Source organism: Vibrio sonorensis, assembly GCF_001854765.1.
In the GTDB taxonomy this organism is placed as follows: Bacteria; Pseudomonadota; Gammaproteobacteria; order Enterobacterales; family Vibrionaceae; genus Vibrio; species Vibrio sonorensis.
This window is the reverse complement of the sequence record NZ_LJJE01000063.1, coordinates 342285-357281: the sequence shown is the minus strand read 5'-3', so window position 1 is coordinate 357281 and position 14997 is coordinate 342285. Positions and strand designations below refer to the sequence as shown.

The following is a 14997-nucleotide window of genomic DNA, read 5'->3' as shown; positions in this document are numbered from 1 at the left end:
TACCTTATTGCGCAAGGTATAAGTTGACACTGGCAACAACGGAAAGGGTAAATAGTGCTTGTGCAGTGTAGTAAGTCGTCATAATCACCTGCTTAGAAAAACGCGAGCTAGAACGAAATCGGTCGATAGCCAGAACCAAATCCGAAATAATGAATATTAACGCTCCCATTACGGCAAACACTGCGGCTTGAGAATGTGAAGTTCGCCAAAACTCAATAGCGCTCCAAGCCATTAGCAGTATGACTACAAAGTAAATCGCAACAGGCAGTTTCACCTCGTCAAGTGATGGCAGAAGTAATAGATAAACTATAACTCCTATACAGCCAAGCAGAAAAGGCAGCCATAGGGAAAGGTTTGTGTCTATTTGAAGCCAAAAAGTGACGGTGTAAATTAGATGGGCTAATAGAAACACACTTAAACCTGACAAAAATCTATCCTTTGGCGACATCAAAAGTATATCTCCCAACGATGAAACTAGAAGTGCTAGGACGATTGCATTCGAATAGAAGGATTGGTACTCGACAGTTAAAAATGCAGCTAACATCCAGATGGGAAGAGGTTTTGAAATATAAAACAGCCATTTTGGCCCGCGTTCAATGGAGTACAGATGTAGTGCGGAAAAAAGGGCGATAGCTAGCCACATAGATAACTCTACTTGTATGCTTGTTTGACTAAAATCGAAAAAAAAATAAAAGCAGCGTTAGCTGCTTTTAAATTAGCGTACAAGTAGAAAGCTAACTAAGCAATAGCCATTTCCAATATTTCTCGACTGCGATCAATTGTGATACTTTGCTGCTCGCCTATTGCGGTCATTCCGTGCCCCTCTAGCTGTTTGACCACTTTGTCGACGGCATTGCTTTTTATTTCACCGTGATCTTCCAACTGAATAGCCACACCGAGCTCAGTGTAAAACTTCTCTATTGATTGAATTGTTAGTTCTGCGAGATGTTCAGACTCTGACAGTCCGAATACATTTTTGCCCATTTGCTCTAACTTGGCCTTTTTATTTCCCATTTGATTGCGGAGTAATGAAGGTTGGACGATGGCCAGTGAACGTGCGTGGTCAACACCCCAAAGAGCGGTTAGCTCATGGCCGATCATATGTGTCGCCCAATCTTGAGGAACGCCAGAACCAATCAAGCCATTTAGTGCTTGGTTTGCTGTCCACATGAGATTTGCACGCCACATATCACTGTCGCGATTTTTGAAGTCACGTCCCAGAGTGAATAGGTTCTTAAGCAAGCTCTCTGCGTAGCCGTCTTGAACCATAGCTCCGTGTATACCCGTTATATACTGTTCACAAACGTGGACCCATGCGTCCACCAAACCGTTGACTAATTGCCTTTCTGGCAGAGATTTCATTACATCTGGGTCCATGACAGCAAACTTAGGATGTACAAAAGGGGACATAAATGCCAGTTTGTCTTGCGTTTCAGCCTTTGTAATCACTGCGCCCATATTTGATTCAGAGCCTGTAGCAGGGAGGGTAAGTACACATCCAAGTGGTACCGCTGATGTAACTTGGTGTTTGCCAACTAATATATCCCAGCCATCTCCATTGTAGTTAGCAGCTGCCGCTACGTATTTTGCCCCATCGATTACAGAGCCACCGCCAACAGCGAGAATCATATCGATTTTGTTTTCTTTGACGACCTGTACCGCTTTATCGAGTGTCTCCTTGGTTGGGTTAGGCTCAACACCTGAAAACTCGACCCAAGTGTGTTTAGTAAGCGCTTTGGCTACTTGGTTATAGATACCATTCTTCTTAATTGACCCGCCACCATAAATGACAAGTACTGATTTGTTGGTTGGGACCGCGTCCGCTAATGATGCAATCTGACCTTGACCAAAAAAAATCTGTGTAGGGTTGGAATAGGTAAAGTTCATCGTTCGCCTCTTATTCGTATTGCTAGAGAATTACCAGTTGGTATAAACTGCATATTAGTGTGCGAAATAAGAAGTTAAAAGCCACATTCCTGCTAATTACTTGCCTATTTCTACGAAAGGTTGAAATCTACTATGAGATCATTTTCTGCTTGGTTAAACAAGTATGTGACGGAAAATCAGTTAGAGCAGTACGTAGGAGCTTTCGAAACCGAAATAAAAGGTGTCTGGTTCTATCAAAGCCTAACTGGCCACAACTGGACTCCATTTGTATACCAGTCGGGAATTATCGTACTCGGTCAGGGGTATAAGAACATTGTTATCGGAGGTAGTGAAGTAAGCTACGGGCCAAACGACTATCTTGTTGTCGGTGTCCCTATACCGCTAATGTGCAAAGCAGTGGCAAGTAATGGAGAACCTATTAGGGGAATTTCTATAGATATTCCAGCGGAGCGCTTGCACAAGCTTATTCAAAAACTCGATCTTAGTGTTGAGCGGCTTACTCGTGGTGAATGTCTACAAGGCATTAATTCGGTAAGTATGAGTGAAGAGATGCTCGACGCCTACAGGCGGTTAGCTAAAGCTCTGTGTAACGAGTCAGACGCCGAGATTCTTGGGGAACACATTTTAGATGAAATTGTTTATCGCGCTCTAATGTCTTCACAGGGACATGTTTTACTTGAATTGGCGAACCAAGACGGCCATTTTAGCCGTATCGCCAAATCCCTCAGTTTGGTGCACCAAAACTATTCAGAGACGATATCCGTAGAGCAGTTGGCGAAAGAAGCTAGTATGAGTATTTCCTCTTTCCATCAAGCTTTTAGAGAAGTAACTTTAGAAACCCCTATTCAGTATATAAAGAAAGTCAGGCTGAATAAGGCGAGAGAGTTGATTCACAGCCAAGGGGTGAAGGTTAACGATGCCGCGAGACAAGTGGGATACAATAGTCCGTCTCAGTTTTCGAGGGAATACAAGCGACTGTTCAATCAGACACCTAAAGAAGCACATAATCAGTTACAAATGTAAGAAAAGGGGAAATGTAACCTTACAAAATTACTGTTTTATAACACAATCCTCTTATACATAATGATTACAGGCTTGCTAAATAGATAAGTTTCCATAGATTATCGCTAGCCCCCCTGTAGGAGAACTTGTCACTCTCCCATCCAAAGCTCCCTTTTACAAAGGGGGCTTTTTTTGATCAATTGTTAGTTACCAATTCTTTGATGTAAGTGGGCCAGCCCTTCGCTGGCCGAGATACGACAAAGTTAGAACTCGTAACTCTCCGGTACAACTACAATACCGTTATCAGAGATGTGAAATCTCTTCGCATCCTCAATGCGGTTCAACCCTATTTGTGTAAATGGAGGGATCTTCACATGCTTATCAATGATGCAGTTGATCAACTGACACCCTTCGCCAATATCGACGTCATCAAAAATGATACTGTCTACCACGGTTGCACTGTCGTTGATGCGAACGTTAGAAGAAACAATGGAGTGCTGAACAGAACCTCCTGAATTTATTACACCGCTTGCGATAATGGAGTTGATAAAGATCCCTTCGTTGCCAGTGGCTGAAGAGACGGTACGCGCTGGTGGATTCTGTGAGGAGTAAGTCCTGATAGGCCAATCTTTTTGGTACAAGTTCATCGGCGGTATGGGCTCTAACAGATCCATATTTGCTTGATAGAAAGAATCTATGGTACCCACATCTCGCCAATAGCAATCTTTGGCAACACGGCCTTTATCATTGCAAAAGTTATGAGCGTAAACGGATTTTGAATCGATTAACCTAGGGATAATATCTTTGCCAAAATCATGACTAGATCCTTCTATTTTTGCATCCTCTGTAAGTGCTTCAAGTAAGGTTTCCATATTAAAAATATAGATACCCATAGACGCGAGACTATGAGAGGGATCCCCGGGTATGGAAGGTGGATCTAAAGGCTTTTCGACAAAAGAGGTTATACGTCCATCTTTGTCTGTATCCATCACACCAAAAGCGGTTGCTTCATGTCTTTCTACACACATACATGCGATAGTCAGCTTGGCTTGATTTTCTTTGTGCTCTTTTAACATCTCTGCATAATCCATGCGATAGATATGGTCGCCAGAGAGCACCACGACATACCTAGCATCGCTTCGGGATAGTAGCCACAAATTGTGATAAATCGCGTCCGCGGTTCCTTCATACCACGCACCACCTCCGCGCATTTGAGGCGGTACAACCGAGATAAATTCACCTACTTCGGGATTAAAGATGGACCAACCATCGCGTAGGTGTTTTTGTAGCGAATGCGATTTGTACTGGGTCAGGACCAATATCCGCCTAAGACCAGAATGCAGGCAATTGGTTAGGGTAAAATCAATGATTCGGTACTTTCCACCAAATGGGACCGCCGGTTTAGCTCGGTCATCAGTAAGTGGACTCAACCTAGAACCCATGCCGCCAGCCAACACGACCGTTAATGTGTCTTGCATCTATCTCTCCCTGAATATGTGCAGGATCGTATATATCTAGAGACTAGTACAAGATTTGAGCCAGATAGAAGGGTTTTGATTTTTCAGTACTTACACCTACAAAGTGTGATTTTTCGCGTGTTTTTGGTGCAAAACAAATAATTACTGCACCAAAATCAAGCAATGGTGCTGCTCTCGGTTTCACTTACGATGGTCACCTTGTTTCTACCACTAGACTTTGAATCATAAAGAGCGACATCAGCACGCTTGTATGACTGGCTCATTGAAACGCATACATCTGTCAAACCGACGCTAATAGTGACCATGGTATCGTCATTAATTTGAACAGCAGAGCGCAATCTATTGGTGACGAGTTCCGCTTCCTTTAAGCTGGTATGAGGCATAATTACAGCAAATTCCTCACCGCCAATGCGCGCCAGAAAGTCGGTTTCTCTCAAGTGATATTTAAGCGTTTTGGCAACAGAACGGATCTCTCTGTCACCGACGTCGTGACCATACTTATCGTTTATTCGTTTAAAGTGGTCGATATCCATTATGGCTAAGCAGGCGAGTTCTTTATCGGGATATCGTTTAATACGATTGCATACCGACTGCATTTCTAAATCGAACTTTCTGCGATTAGACAAACCGGATAAAGAATCGACTTCGCTTAGTTCTCTAAGTCGATTTTCAAGTTCTTTTCGATGGGAAATATCGACAAAGGAAGCAACATAGAACTGAACAACGCCTTGTTTATCAGTGACCGTCTGAATTCGCAAAATTTCAGTGATCAAAGAACCATCACGACGACGATTAATGACTTCCCCTTCCCATAGTCCATCGGACTCCAGTATCTTCCACATATTGTCATAGAAGCCTTGGTCGTGTTTTCCTGAGGCGAAAAGGGAAGGCTGCTTACCTTTAACCTGATCGATGGTGTAGCCACTTATACGAGTAAACTCTTCGTTAATTTTGATGATTCTATTGTGGCGATCAGTGATGATCATTGCGGACATACCATTCATTGCAGCACGTGCAATACGGCTTTCCATACTGTTCTTTTTGTGGTTGTAGTTCCATATTACAAACAGAGAACTAATCGCAAAGGTGGCTATGTATACAAGCAACGCCAAACTGAATAATTGAGTGTTGTTGGCTTGGACAACGTGTTTGATCTGACTATCCGGTACTGAGTTAATTAAGATGAACTCGATTGGCTGTGCGCTAGTTTTTACCTTGGCTTTTGTGAAAGAGTACCAGGTTCGGTTGTCGTAAACCGTGCCGTTGCGATGCAGCAAGATTTGTCGCCACAATTTAGGAGATTGTACTGCAACGTTGTACTCGGCGTTTTCCGTCGCAATATGACCGAGGATATGGTTACCAGCGCTCGACATGACATAGTAGCCAGACGCGTTAACAACCTCTGGTAAATCCACATTTGTGTCCTGAAATGCCAACATCTGATAAATAGACTCAAAGTTTATGTTGGCGACAAAATAGCCCTTTCGGGTTCCAGAACGATCAAGGGGAATAATTAGCCGCAGGGAAGGTTGGTGCGGCTCAACAAGTTTATCGTTTTCATATTCTAGATCGATGCCGAACATGCCTAATTGACCACTTTCCAATGTCTTGGCATAAGCAAAATAGTCTCGGTGGGATTTATCCTGAAGGTGAGACCGCGCAACGACTTCTGTTGAGTTTTTTTGGTGATTCACCCGAATCAACTCGGTACCATCAGCGCCTAATAACCGCAGTTGAGAAAATACCCCTTGAGAGCGTGCCACCAACAGCCAAAAATCTTCTACGGCTTCATAATTGATTTGTGTTGGGCTTTCTAGTGCTCGATTAAGCATACCGTTTTCAGCCAAAATACGTACAGATTTTGTGACTTTATCAACGACAGAAACCAGCTCAAGCCGACTAAATTCCAACTTCGCTGTTTGAGCCTGACTCACGTGATTTTCTGCAACCTTATCTAGCTTGAGTACTTCATTAATAAAGTAAAGGGTAGGAACAAAGCTAAGGGTGACAAAAACCAGTGTAAATTGTGTAAGTAGCCGAGTGTTTAGAGTACGCATTATTATTATTAGTCGAATTTATTGCGTATATGATACTGATACCTATTCATTTTGTATGTGAGCAATGTGGTATTACCTAGTACCAAAGTCAAATTACACTTGATACCACCTAAAACAAAAGCACCCGTTTGGGTGCTTTGATTGAATAAAAAATAGTTGCTTATTCTACGTGCATTAAACCGTAGCCGGATTGACAGTTTTTTCTTGCGCCTTGTTTTTTAGGAATGCGTAAGTAAAACCAGTCGCTAAAGTACCGGCGGCAATAGCAAATAGATAGAGTAGGACAGGTGTAATTGCGTTCGGAATCAATAGTACAAACAGGCCACCATGAGGTGCCATTAGTTTTGCTCCGAAGAACATTGATAGGGCACCCGTTAAAGCTCCACCTAGCATGCACGTTGGAATCACACGCATCGGATCTTTTGCCGCAAATGGGATCGCACCTTCAGAAATAAAACACAGGCCCAATACAAAAGATGCTTTACCTGCTTCTCGTTCGCTTGAATCAAATTTAGATTTTGCCAACCAAGTAGCAACACCCATGCCCAGTGCTGGAACCATACCCGCAGCCATGATAGCGGCCATAGGCATATAAGTTTGCGAAGCGAGTAATCCCACTCCAAATGTATAGGCCGCTTTATTGACGGGCCCACCCAAATCGAAACACATCATCGCACCCAAAACGATACCTAATAGAATCGCATTGGTTGATCCCATGTTATCCAAGAAAGTGGTCATTGCCGACATAATTCCCGCAACTGGGCCACCAACAACATAAGTCATTACCAAACCAGTAAACAAAGTGGCTGCAAATGGAATAATTAAGATCGGTTTTAGCGCCTCCATAGAGGAAGGCAAACTCACTTTTTCAGCGATAAATTTTGCGCTATAACCAGCAATAAAACCAGCGGCAATACCGCCTAAAAAGCCCGAACCAATGCTACTTGCTAACATGCCGCCAACTAAACCGGGTGCAAGTCCGGGTCTGTCCGCGATTGAGAAGGCGATATAGCCCGCTAAGACGGGAATCATTAGTGCAAACGCAGAGCCGCCGCCAATACTCATTAACGTAGCAGCTAGAGTGCCTTCTTCCTTAAATGCTTCAATACCAAACACAAATGAAAGCGCAATTATCAAGCAGCCAGCTACGACAACAGGCAACATATGCGAAACACCCGTCATTAAATGCTTGTAAGCGCCTTTGGACTCTTGCGTCTTACTGACAGGTTTGGTTGAATCACTGCCTTCTACGCTAAAGACTTCATCAGTGTTAAATGCGTTTTCAATTTCTTGTTCCGTCTTTTTTAGCGCCAAAGAGGTACTGGTTTTGTATAGCTTTTTACCATTGAAGCGATCTAAAGGCACATCAATATCAGCTGCTATTATTACCACATCAGCTTGAGCAATTTCTTTATCTGTCAATTGGTTTTTAGCACCGACAGAACCACGAGTTTCAACTCTAACGTTATGACCCAGCTTAATACCCGTTTGTTCCAAAGCTTCTGCAGCCATAAAGGTGTGAGCGACGCCAGTAGGGCAGGCCGTTATCGCGACAATATTTTTCCCACCCTTGTTTGCTTTTTTTTCTACGTATGCAGCAGAGTCCAGAACTTGCGCCTTGTCCTTTGCTAATCGCAAAAAGCTCACAGCGTCTGCAAAACAATCGGTAACCTGAGCGCGATAGTAGCTTTTTCCTACAAATCTGCGATCGTCAAAATCATTATCAGCGGCAACGACAACAAGATCAGCCTGAGCGATCTCATCATTTGTTAGCAGTTCGTTTTCTTCTAACTCTGAGTGACATTCGATCTTGGCATCCCAACTAAGCGCTTTACTCGCCTTTTCTAAAACGCCAGCGGCGATGATGCTATCTGCAACACCTGTTCTACAGGAGGTAACAATTACTAGTTTCATGATTTCAATCCTTCCGTTCCACGCGTACTTGTTTTTGTACTTCACGTACTTTATTTAGTTCGTTAACTCCGACACCAACTTGAGTGACGGCCAATGCTGATAGTGCGGTTGAAAAAGTTAATGTTTCTTCAACAGACATTTGGTTCATTTTTGCCCAGCAATATCCCGCTACGAACGTGTCGCCTGCACCAACAGTACTGACAACGTCCATTTTTGGTGGAAGGGCGTGAAAAATTTGCTCGTGAGCATTGTATATAACGCCACTTGCCCCCATCGAGATAAAGACATTTTCTACACCAAGCGATTGAATTAACTTCGAAGAGTGGACAATTTGGTCAACACAATTAGAGGGTTCGCCGGTAATTTCTTCTAATTCGTCTTCGTTGGGTTTAACAAAACTTGGATTAGCACGAATTCCGACCTTTAGCGCTTCTTTACTAGAGTCAAATAGAACGGTCTTACCACGTTCTTGAAGCATTTTTATCCATTCGGCACACTGAAGGGCACTGACTCCATTTGGTAAACTACCTGAAAGAACGAAATAGTCGTGCTCATTGCACATGCGAAGTAAGGTATGTTCGAACCTCTGAATGTGCTCCGGTTTTACTTCAACGCCCGGAAAGTTGATGTCATTCACCCGACCGTTTGCTTCAACCAATTTCACGTTGATTCTCGTAGCACCTTCTACTCTAATAAACTCATCATTAGCACCCATCTGTTGAAAAAGTTGGCAAAACTTTTCTTGATTATCTTGTCCCAAAAAGCCAGTGACTGTTACCTGAGCACCAAGATCTGAAAGAACCTTGGCGACATTGACACCTTTACCAGCAGCGCGGAAATTCGATTCATTGACCAAACTAACTTTGCCTAAGTTAAGGTGCTCTAAAGCCCCTGTTAGATCGAGTGCTGGATTGAGAGTTATAGTTACAACTTTGAATGTCATTATGCTTCACCTAGTTTTTCAGCAATCATATTACCAATGGCCTTTATCGCTTCGTCAGCATCTGAACCTACGGCGGAAAACCTAAGTTGATGACCTTTTTTTACGCCTAGCGCAATAACCTTCATTAAGCTCTTTGCGTTGACCGTCTGTTTGTCACCATCGAGATTTTCCACTTTAATATCGCTGTCAAACGCCTTGGCCGTTGCCACTAAAATGGCCCCGGGACGGGCATGTAATCCATGCTCATTAGCAATGGTGTAAGTTGCTTCTATCGCATGAGTTTCAGGATGGGGGGTTGGTTGCCCCTCCTCATTGACCGCACTCATCACGGAGGCAGAATCGTTGGGATTGAGAGCGCTGAGTTGATTTTGAAATACTAAGCTAGTTATTCGCTTTAATAATTGGCTTGAGTCGTAATTAGAAAGGGACAAAGTAAACAAAGCTTTTACTTCAGTCTCTTTAAACAAAAATGGAGTTTCCAGTCCGGTATAGGAAATTTGACTTGCGGCGTTAGACTTAATACTAGTTAGCCAGAAACCGTGGCCTAAATGGATCGGCTTGCTTTTAATAACTTGATCTACGATGTTTTCCGACGGGGCGTGTGATGCAAAGTTAAGTAAACCACCACCGACAGCGAGTAACTTAGTAAACGAATCAGCAGGAAACTCAGTCAGCAGATTTGCTTTGCTGAGCTTAAGCGCTTTACTCGGCTCTCCACTCAGTATGGCGGTAATTTCAGTAGAAGACTGGGCGTTTTTTAGTCGCTCTTCAATACCATCCTCTGATAGAACCCGTGTCAGTTGTTTTAATATATCTAAGTGCTCATCAGACTTCGCAGCGATAGCAATAGCACAATAGACAGTTTCGCCATCTCCCCAATCAACACCGCTGGGGTAGTGGGCAACTGTGACACCAGTGGTAATCACGCTGTCTTTGGAATTCTGAGTACCGTGGGGTATCGCTATACCGCTTCCGAGATAAGTACTGTGCTGGGCTTCGCGTTCCAACATGCCCTGTTCATAACCTGACTTTGTATAAGACTTTTTCTTTAGCCCTATACCCAGTTGTTTAATCGCTGCCACCTTATCTTCAAAGTGCTGGTTCATTGCTATGTCTGACGGAGAAACTTTCAACATGTGTTTTATCCTGTTTAGATACTCAATGATGGTACTAATATTTCTTGCTGTAACGATTCAGCATTAAATTTAAAAAAAATGCGATTGCCTATTTAAAGGTGTTTGTACTCACATTTTTAGTTTTTGCTGAATCCATTCAGCTTTAATGCTGAACCGTTTCAGCTTATAATGCAAATAAACAACGATCCTTTGCTTGCGAAGTTTGATCCCAACCACAAAAAATTATGTGAGTACTAGATGACACTCGACGAAATTGCACGACTTTCAGGTGTTTCTAAAACGACGGCTAGCTATGTAATTAACGGTAAAGCCGAGAAATATAGAATCAGTAAAAAAACTCAAGAAAAAGTGGAGAAAGTAGTAAGAGAGCATAACTTTCAACCAGACTCTGCGGCTTCTGCGCTACGAGCGGGTAATAGCCGCTCTTTTGGATTAATTATCCCAGATCTAGAAAATAGCAGTTACGCTCGTCTGGCAAAACTACTTGAACAGCACTCTAGAACTCAAGGCTACCAAATCTTAATAGGGTGCTCGGACGACGATGCATCCATAGAAAAAAACGTTGCTAAAGCGCTTGTTAGTCGTCGAATAGAAGCGCTATTTGTTGCCAGTTGCTTAACAGATGCAAGTGATTTTTATGACGAAATAATGGAAAAAGGAACACCAGTAATTGCGATTGACCGACCAATGGATGACGAAAAGTTTCGATGTATAATTAGCGAAGATTTTGAGTCAGCATATAAACTCACCGAATCTTTGCTTGAGCAAGGCTATAAGCGTTTGGGACTGATAGGAGCTTTACCAGAGCTATTGATTTCTAGAGAGCGTGAGTTGGGTGTTAGAGCTGCAGCATCAAAATATGGAGCAGAAGTCACCTGCTACTACGGCGAACATTTCAATGCAACTGAAGGCCAAGAGCTATTCAGTCGCAGCCAGAATGACAAAGTTGCACCAGATGCCATCGTTACCACTTCATTTACCTTATTAGAAGGTGTGCTTGATGCACTTTCTGCCTCTAAAGCTTTGGAAGTGAACCTTGGTTTGGCCACTTTTGGAGACAATCGGCTACTAGACTTCTTACCTTTTGGCGTCAATTCACTGCCGCAACAGTTTGAAGTGATCGCAAAAAATGCGTTTGATAGGGCGATAGAAGCAAAAACCAGTTCTTACCGAGCAGGGGTGCACTTAGTTCCGAGAATTTTAAAAACGAGATAGAAAAGAAAGCCCGCAATCGATGCGGGCCAAGGCAGTTAATACTGGAACCGAACGGACATGGTCACTTGCGGGCCATATAAGCCGTTGTTTCGAACTTCTCCAGACAGCGACAGCTGATCGGTGGAGTGGAAACGTACACCAGCGTGGAAAACAGAATTTTCGTCATTTCGACCAATACGGCCTGTCGCTTCAATTTGATCTGCAAGCCAAGCTCTAATACCGATATTGAGCTCAGGTTGAGTTTTGGTCTCACCTCCTGCTTCTTTGGTGTACTTAACACTGTGAACAAGAAGCTGACCATAAATATCGGTAAATTGATTAATAGGGCCATTGAAACCGATACCTACTGCCAGATCTCTGTCTTCTTCAAACTGAGAGTCAGCTCTGGCGATTAAATGGGTATTTTCGGTGAACAACATACTGAACTCCATCCCCGTCATCTGAGGATTCATTGCAGTGCGAAACTCCAAAAAGTTATAGGAAAAGTTGTTCGCGTGAGCGGTTCCCGCCATACCCAATGCAGCAAGCGCAGCGACTAAATAACGCTTTTTCAAAATTAGTACTCCGACTAATAGATGTTTTATTGACGATATTAATGTTCTAGCAATTTATAGGCCAGTTTTTGGGAAAGCGAGTCACTGCGAGCAAATTAAAGCACTTGTAGGTGCTCTACTTCAATTTCTGGTGTTCCGCCACCTTCGTACTCTCCAAATAACCTAATGGTTTTTGCATCGTCTAGTGTCTCGGTGATGCGAATGTCATCGTCAAACTCTACTTGTATCTCTTTAACGCCATCGGAAAATAGATAGGTATCGGCACTTAGTCTTTTGACTAACTTCCCTTCAACAATGACATCTTGCTCTGAAAACATGCCAGTGTCTTTGAGCAGTTCGCTAACTGAAGCTAAGTCCGTCGGACCATTGTATTTAAGTGTGAAATCGTCATCGCCACATCGATGTCCATCAGCCAATGCAAGAGTTGGAATGGTAATAAGTGAAAAGGCGATAGTTAAAATGCGTTTTTTCATAGTGTGTTCCTAATAGTAGTTAACTTTACAAAACGCATTAAACACGAGTTGTAATGAACAAAGTCTTAGTTCGTGATTCATTTAACGTTCATTTAGTCAGTTAAAAGCGCTAACATTGCGGTTAGGTAAAACAACCATCTAATTTGTCTATGGAAACTCAAAATCTTGCACTTATGGTCCAAGGAACGACGTCAGACGCGGGGAAAAGCGTCTTGGTGGCGGGGATCTGCCGCGTGTTGGCAAGAAAGGGGCTTAGTGTTGCCCCGTTCAAACCGCAAAACATGGCGCTAAATAGCGCCGTAACGTCTGATGGTGGTGAAATAGGAAGGGCGCAAGCGGTTCAAGCTGCTGCTGCGAGGATTGAGCCAACAGTTCATATGAACCCCATCTTACTCAAACCCAACTCCGATACCGGAGCGCAAGTCATCGTACAAGGTAAAGCCTTGACGAATATGCAAGCCAATAGCTACCACGACTACAAAAAACTGGCAATGCAATACGTGATGGGTTCATTTGAGAAGTTAAATAAAAAGTATCAGTACGTTATTGTTGAAGGCGCTGGCAGCCCGGCAGAAATCAATTTGAGGCAAAACGACATTGCTAACATGGGGTTCGCTGAACAGGCCGACGTTCCCGTGATTATTATTGCTGATATTGATAGAGGGGGTGTATTCGCACATTTGGTTGGTACGCTTGAACTTCTTTCTGAATCTGAGCAGGCCCGCGTCAAAGGCTTCGTAATTAATAGGTTTCGCGGCGATATTGCACTGCTGCAATCCGGATTAGATTGGCTAGAAGAGCGAACAGGCAAACCAGTAATAGGTGTGCTGCCTTATCTACATGGTTTTGATCTAGAAGCCGAAGATGCAATAAACAGCAAACAAGTATTAGACGAAGGCGCTAAAATTAACGTTGTAGCACCTGTGCTAACACGTATTTCTAACCACACCGACTTCGATGTACTTAGGCAACATCCCCAAATTAACTTCCGTTTCGTTGGCAAAGGCGAAAAACTCGACAAGGCAGATTTAATCGTTCTGCCAGGCAGTAAATCGGTAAGAGCGGATCTGGAGTACCTAAAGGAACAAGGGTGGGATAAAGACATCAATCGACATGTACGTCTCGGTGGCAAGGTGCTAGGTATTTGCGGCGGTTATCAAATGCTTGGCAATATCATCAGAGATCCCCTTGGCGTTGAAGGAGTAAAAGGAGAGAGTGTTGGACTCGGATTACTAAATACCGAAACCGAGCTGACGGAGCAAAAAGCACTGGTGAACGTTAGCGGGCAATGTCGTATTAACGGAGAGTCTGTTGCGGTTAAAGGCTATGAAATTCACGTTGGTAGAACTCTAGTTGATGGCGAACAACCTGTTACACTCACGGATGGTCGACTGGATGGAGCGCTAAGTCAATGCAACCAGATATTTGGCACCTACTTACACGGTCTATTTGATAGCAATGAAATGTTAAAAACCATTTGTGAATGGGTAAATGGCGCTACAATAGACAACATAGATAGAGACGCCATTCAAGAAAATGCCATCAACCGTATTTCAGATGCGATCGAAGAACACATGGATCTTTCACTCTTATGGCCAGAATTATTTCGATAACACTGTTTCTGTTTAGCTTAATAAACGTTGCTCAGGCTGCTGAGTCGATACGAATTTTCGCCGCATCGTCAATGACTAATGTCGTTAACAATATTGCAGACACATTCGAAAGGCAACACGGTGTTAAAGTAGTACGCGTGTTTGGTAGCTCGTCTTCGCTAGCTAGGCAGATTGCAAGTGGGGCACCTGCAGATGTCTATATTTCAGCAAATCAGAGATGGATGGAATATGTGCAAAAAAGCAAAGATCTTAGTTCGCGTAACATCACAACGCTAGCAAGTAACGCCATCGTATTGGTTTCGTCCGACCCTAATATACCTGCTTTTGACCTTACAGATCAGAAAGCGTGGTCAGTTTACCTAGCCCATAGTCGATTAGTGGTAGGTCAGCCGACGTCTGTTCCTTTAGGGATATATTCAAAGCAAGCGCTCGAAAAATTAGAAGTATGGTCGTCGATCAGGAAAAAAATTGCGCCTGTCCATAATGCGCGTGTCGCACTAACTCTACTGGAGAGAAAAGAAGCAAAATTGGGTATTATCTACAAAACCGACGCTCTACTTAGTGACGCGGTAACTATTATTGGCGAGTTTCCAGTTGAACTTCACGATTCGATAGAGTACCCAGCGGCAAATATAAGTAGTACGCAGTTGGCTAAAGATTTTCTTAAATATTTGGAATCAGAATACGTTAGCAACATATTGATTTCATATGGTTTTTTACGGTGA

The 14997-nt window shown here is 43.2% G+C and carries 12 protein-coding genes and 2 pseudogenes; 4 read left to right on the top strand and 10 right to left on the bottom strand.

Annotation, left to right across the window (positions count from 1 at the left end; genetic code table 11):
- Positions 1-4: 4 nt before the first annotated feature.
- The gene (locus tag BLO31_RS11875; RefSeq protein WP_070966485.1) at positions 5-643 is read right to left on the bottom strand and encodes a lysoplasmalogenase; all 639 of its coding nucleotides are present in this window, start codon (positions 641-643) and stop codon (positions 5-7) included.
- 95 nt (positions 644-738) lie between these two features.
- Positions 739-1887, bottom strand: coding sequence for an iron-containing alcohol dehydrogenase (locus tag BLO31_RS11870; RefSeq protein ID WP_070966482.1), 1149 nt, complete (start codon positions 1885-1887; stop codon positions 739-741).
- A gap of 132 nt (positions 1888-2019) precedes the next feature.
- Between BLO31_RS11870 and BLO31_RS11865 the strand changes: the two genes are divergently transcribed.
- A complete protein-coding gene (locus tag BLO31_RS11865; protein WP_070966479.1) occupies positions 2020-2910 on the top strand; it encodes an AraC family transcriptional regulator in 891 nt (296 codons plus the stop codon).
- 242 nt (positions 2911-3152) lie between these two features.
- On the opposite strand, the gene glgC is transcribed toward BLO31_RS11865, so the two are convergent.
- From glgC to fruB, 6 genes and pseudogenes are all read right to left on the bottom strand, one after another.
- Positions 3153-4367, bottom strand: a complete 1215-nt coding sequence (gene glgC / locus BLO31_RS11860; protein WP_070966475.1) for a glucose-1-phosphate adenylyltransferase — start codon at positions 4365-4367, stop codon at positions 3153-3155.
- A gap of 155 nt (positions 4368-4522) precedes the next feature.
- On the bottom strand, positions 4523-6424 hold the full coding sequence (locus BLO31_RS11855; protein WP_070966471.1) for a diguanylate cyclase: 1902 nt from the start codon (positions 6422-6424) through the stop codon (positions 4523-4525).
- Between the two features lie 174 nt (positions 6425-6598).
- A pseudogene (locus tag BLO31_RS11850) lies at positions 6599-7987 on the bottom strand (fructose-specific PTS transporter subunit EIIC); the annotation flags it as partial.
- A 57-nt stretch (positions 7988-8044) separates the two neighbouring features.
- Positions 8045-8338, bottom strand: a pseudogene (locus BLO31_RS25175) (PTS fructose transporter subunit IIB); the annotation flags it as partial.
- A 4-nt stretch (positions 8339-8342) separates the two neighbouring features.
- Positions 8343-9281: a 1-phosphofructokinase gene (pfkB, locus tag BLO31_RS11845; protein ID WP_070966465.1), complete on the bottom strand. Its 939-nt coding sequence runs from the start codon at positions 9279-9281 to the stop codon at positions 8343-8345.
- Positions 9281-10417, bottom strand: a complete 1137-nt coding sequence (gene fruB / locus BLO31_RS11840; RefSeq protein WP_070966463.1) for a fused PTS fructose transporter subunit IIA/HPr protein — start codon at positions 10415-10417, stop codon at positions 9281-9283. Before fruB ends, pfkB begins: the two co-directional genes overlap by 1 nt.
- Positions 10418-10654: 237 nt before the next feature.
- Between fruB and cra the strand changes: the two genes are divergently transcribed.
- Positions 10655-11632, top strand: coding sequence for a catabolite repressor/activator (gene cra, locus BLO31_RS11835; RefSeq protein ID WP_070966460.1), 978 nt, complete (start codon positions 10655-10657; stop codon positions 11630-11632).
- 35 nt (positions 11633-11667) lie between these two features.
- Here the strand turns inward: cra and BLO31_RS11830 are convergent, their stop codons facing one another.
- The gene (locus tag BLO31_RS11830; protein WP_175443214.1) at positions 11668-12189 is read right to left on the bottom strand and encodes a hypothetical protein; all 522 of its coding nucleotides are present in this window, start codon (positions 12187-12189) and stop codon (positions 11668-11670) included.
- A gap of 92 nt (positions 12190-12281) precedes the next feature.
- Positions 12282-12659, bottom strand: coding sequence for a YgiW/YdeI family stress tolerance OB fold protein (locus BLO31_RS11825; RefSeq protein ID WP_070966451.1), 378 nt, complete (start codon positions 12657-12659; stop codon positions 12282-12284).
- 149 nt (positions 12660-12808) lie between these two features.
- Here BLO31_RS11825 and BLO31_RS11820 point away from each other — a divergent pair, with 149 nt between their 5' ends.
- Both BLO31_RS11820 and modA read left to right on the top strand, forming a co-directional pair.
- On the top strand, positions 12809-14272 hold the full coding sequence (locus BLO31_RS11820; protein ID WP_070966449.1) for a cobyric acid synthase: 1464 nt from the start codon (positions 12809-12811) through the stop codon (positions 14270-14272).
- A complete protein-coding gene (gene modA / locus BLO31_RS11815; RefSeq protein WP_070966446.1) occupies positions 14251-14997 on the top strand; it encodes a molybdate ABC transporter substrate-binding protein in 747 nt (248 codons plus the stop codon). The genes BLO31_RS11820 and modA overlap by 22 nt, the downstream gene beginning before the upstream one ends.

Coding starts and splice junctions, on each gene's coding strand:
- cra (WP_070966460.1), top strand. CDS start 10,655: ATGACACTCGACGAAATTGCACGACTTTCAGGTGTTTCTAAAACGACG.
- BLO31_RS11855 (WP_070966471.1), bottom strand. CDS start 6,424: ATGCGTACTCTAAACACTCGGCTACTTACACAATTTACACTGGTTTTT.
- fruB (WP_070966463.1), bottom strand. CDS start 10,417: ATGTTGAAAGTTTCTCCGTCAGACATAGCAATGAACCAGCACTTTGAA.
- BLO31_RS11820 (WP_070966449.1), top strand. CDS start 12,809: ATGGAAACTCAAAATCTTGCACTTATGGTCCAAGGAACGACGTCAGAC.
- BLO31_RS11870 (WP_070966482.1), bottom strand. CDS start 1,887: ATGAACTTTACCTATTCCAACCCTACACAGATTTTTTTTGGTCAAGGT.
- BLO31_RS11875 (WP_070966485.1), bottom strand. CDS start 643: ATGTGGCTAGCTATCGCCCTTTTTTCCGCACTACATCTGTACTCCATT.
- glgC (WP_070966475.1), bottom strand. CDS start 4,367: ATGCAAGACACATTAACGGTCGTGTTGGCTGGCGGCATGGGTTCTAGG.
- BLO31_RS11825 (WP_070966451.1), bottom strand. CDS start 12,659: ATGAAAAAACGCATTTTAACTATCGCCTTTTCACTTATTACCATTCCA.
- modA (WP_070966446.1), top strand. CDS start 14,251: ATGGCCAGAATTATTTCGATAACACTGTTTCTGTTTAGCTTAATAAAC.
- pfkB (WP_070966465.1), bottom strand. CDS start 9,281: ATGACATTCAAAGTTGTAACTATAACTCTCAATCCAGCACTCGATCTA.
- BLO31_RS11865 (WP_070966479.1), top strand. CDS start 2,020: ATGAGATCATTTTCTGCTTGGTTAAACAAGTATGTGACGGAAAATCAG.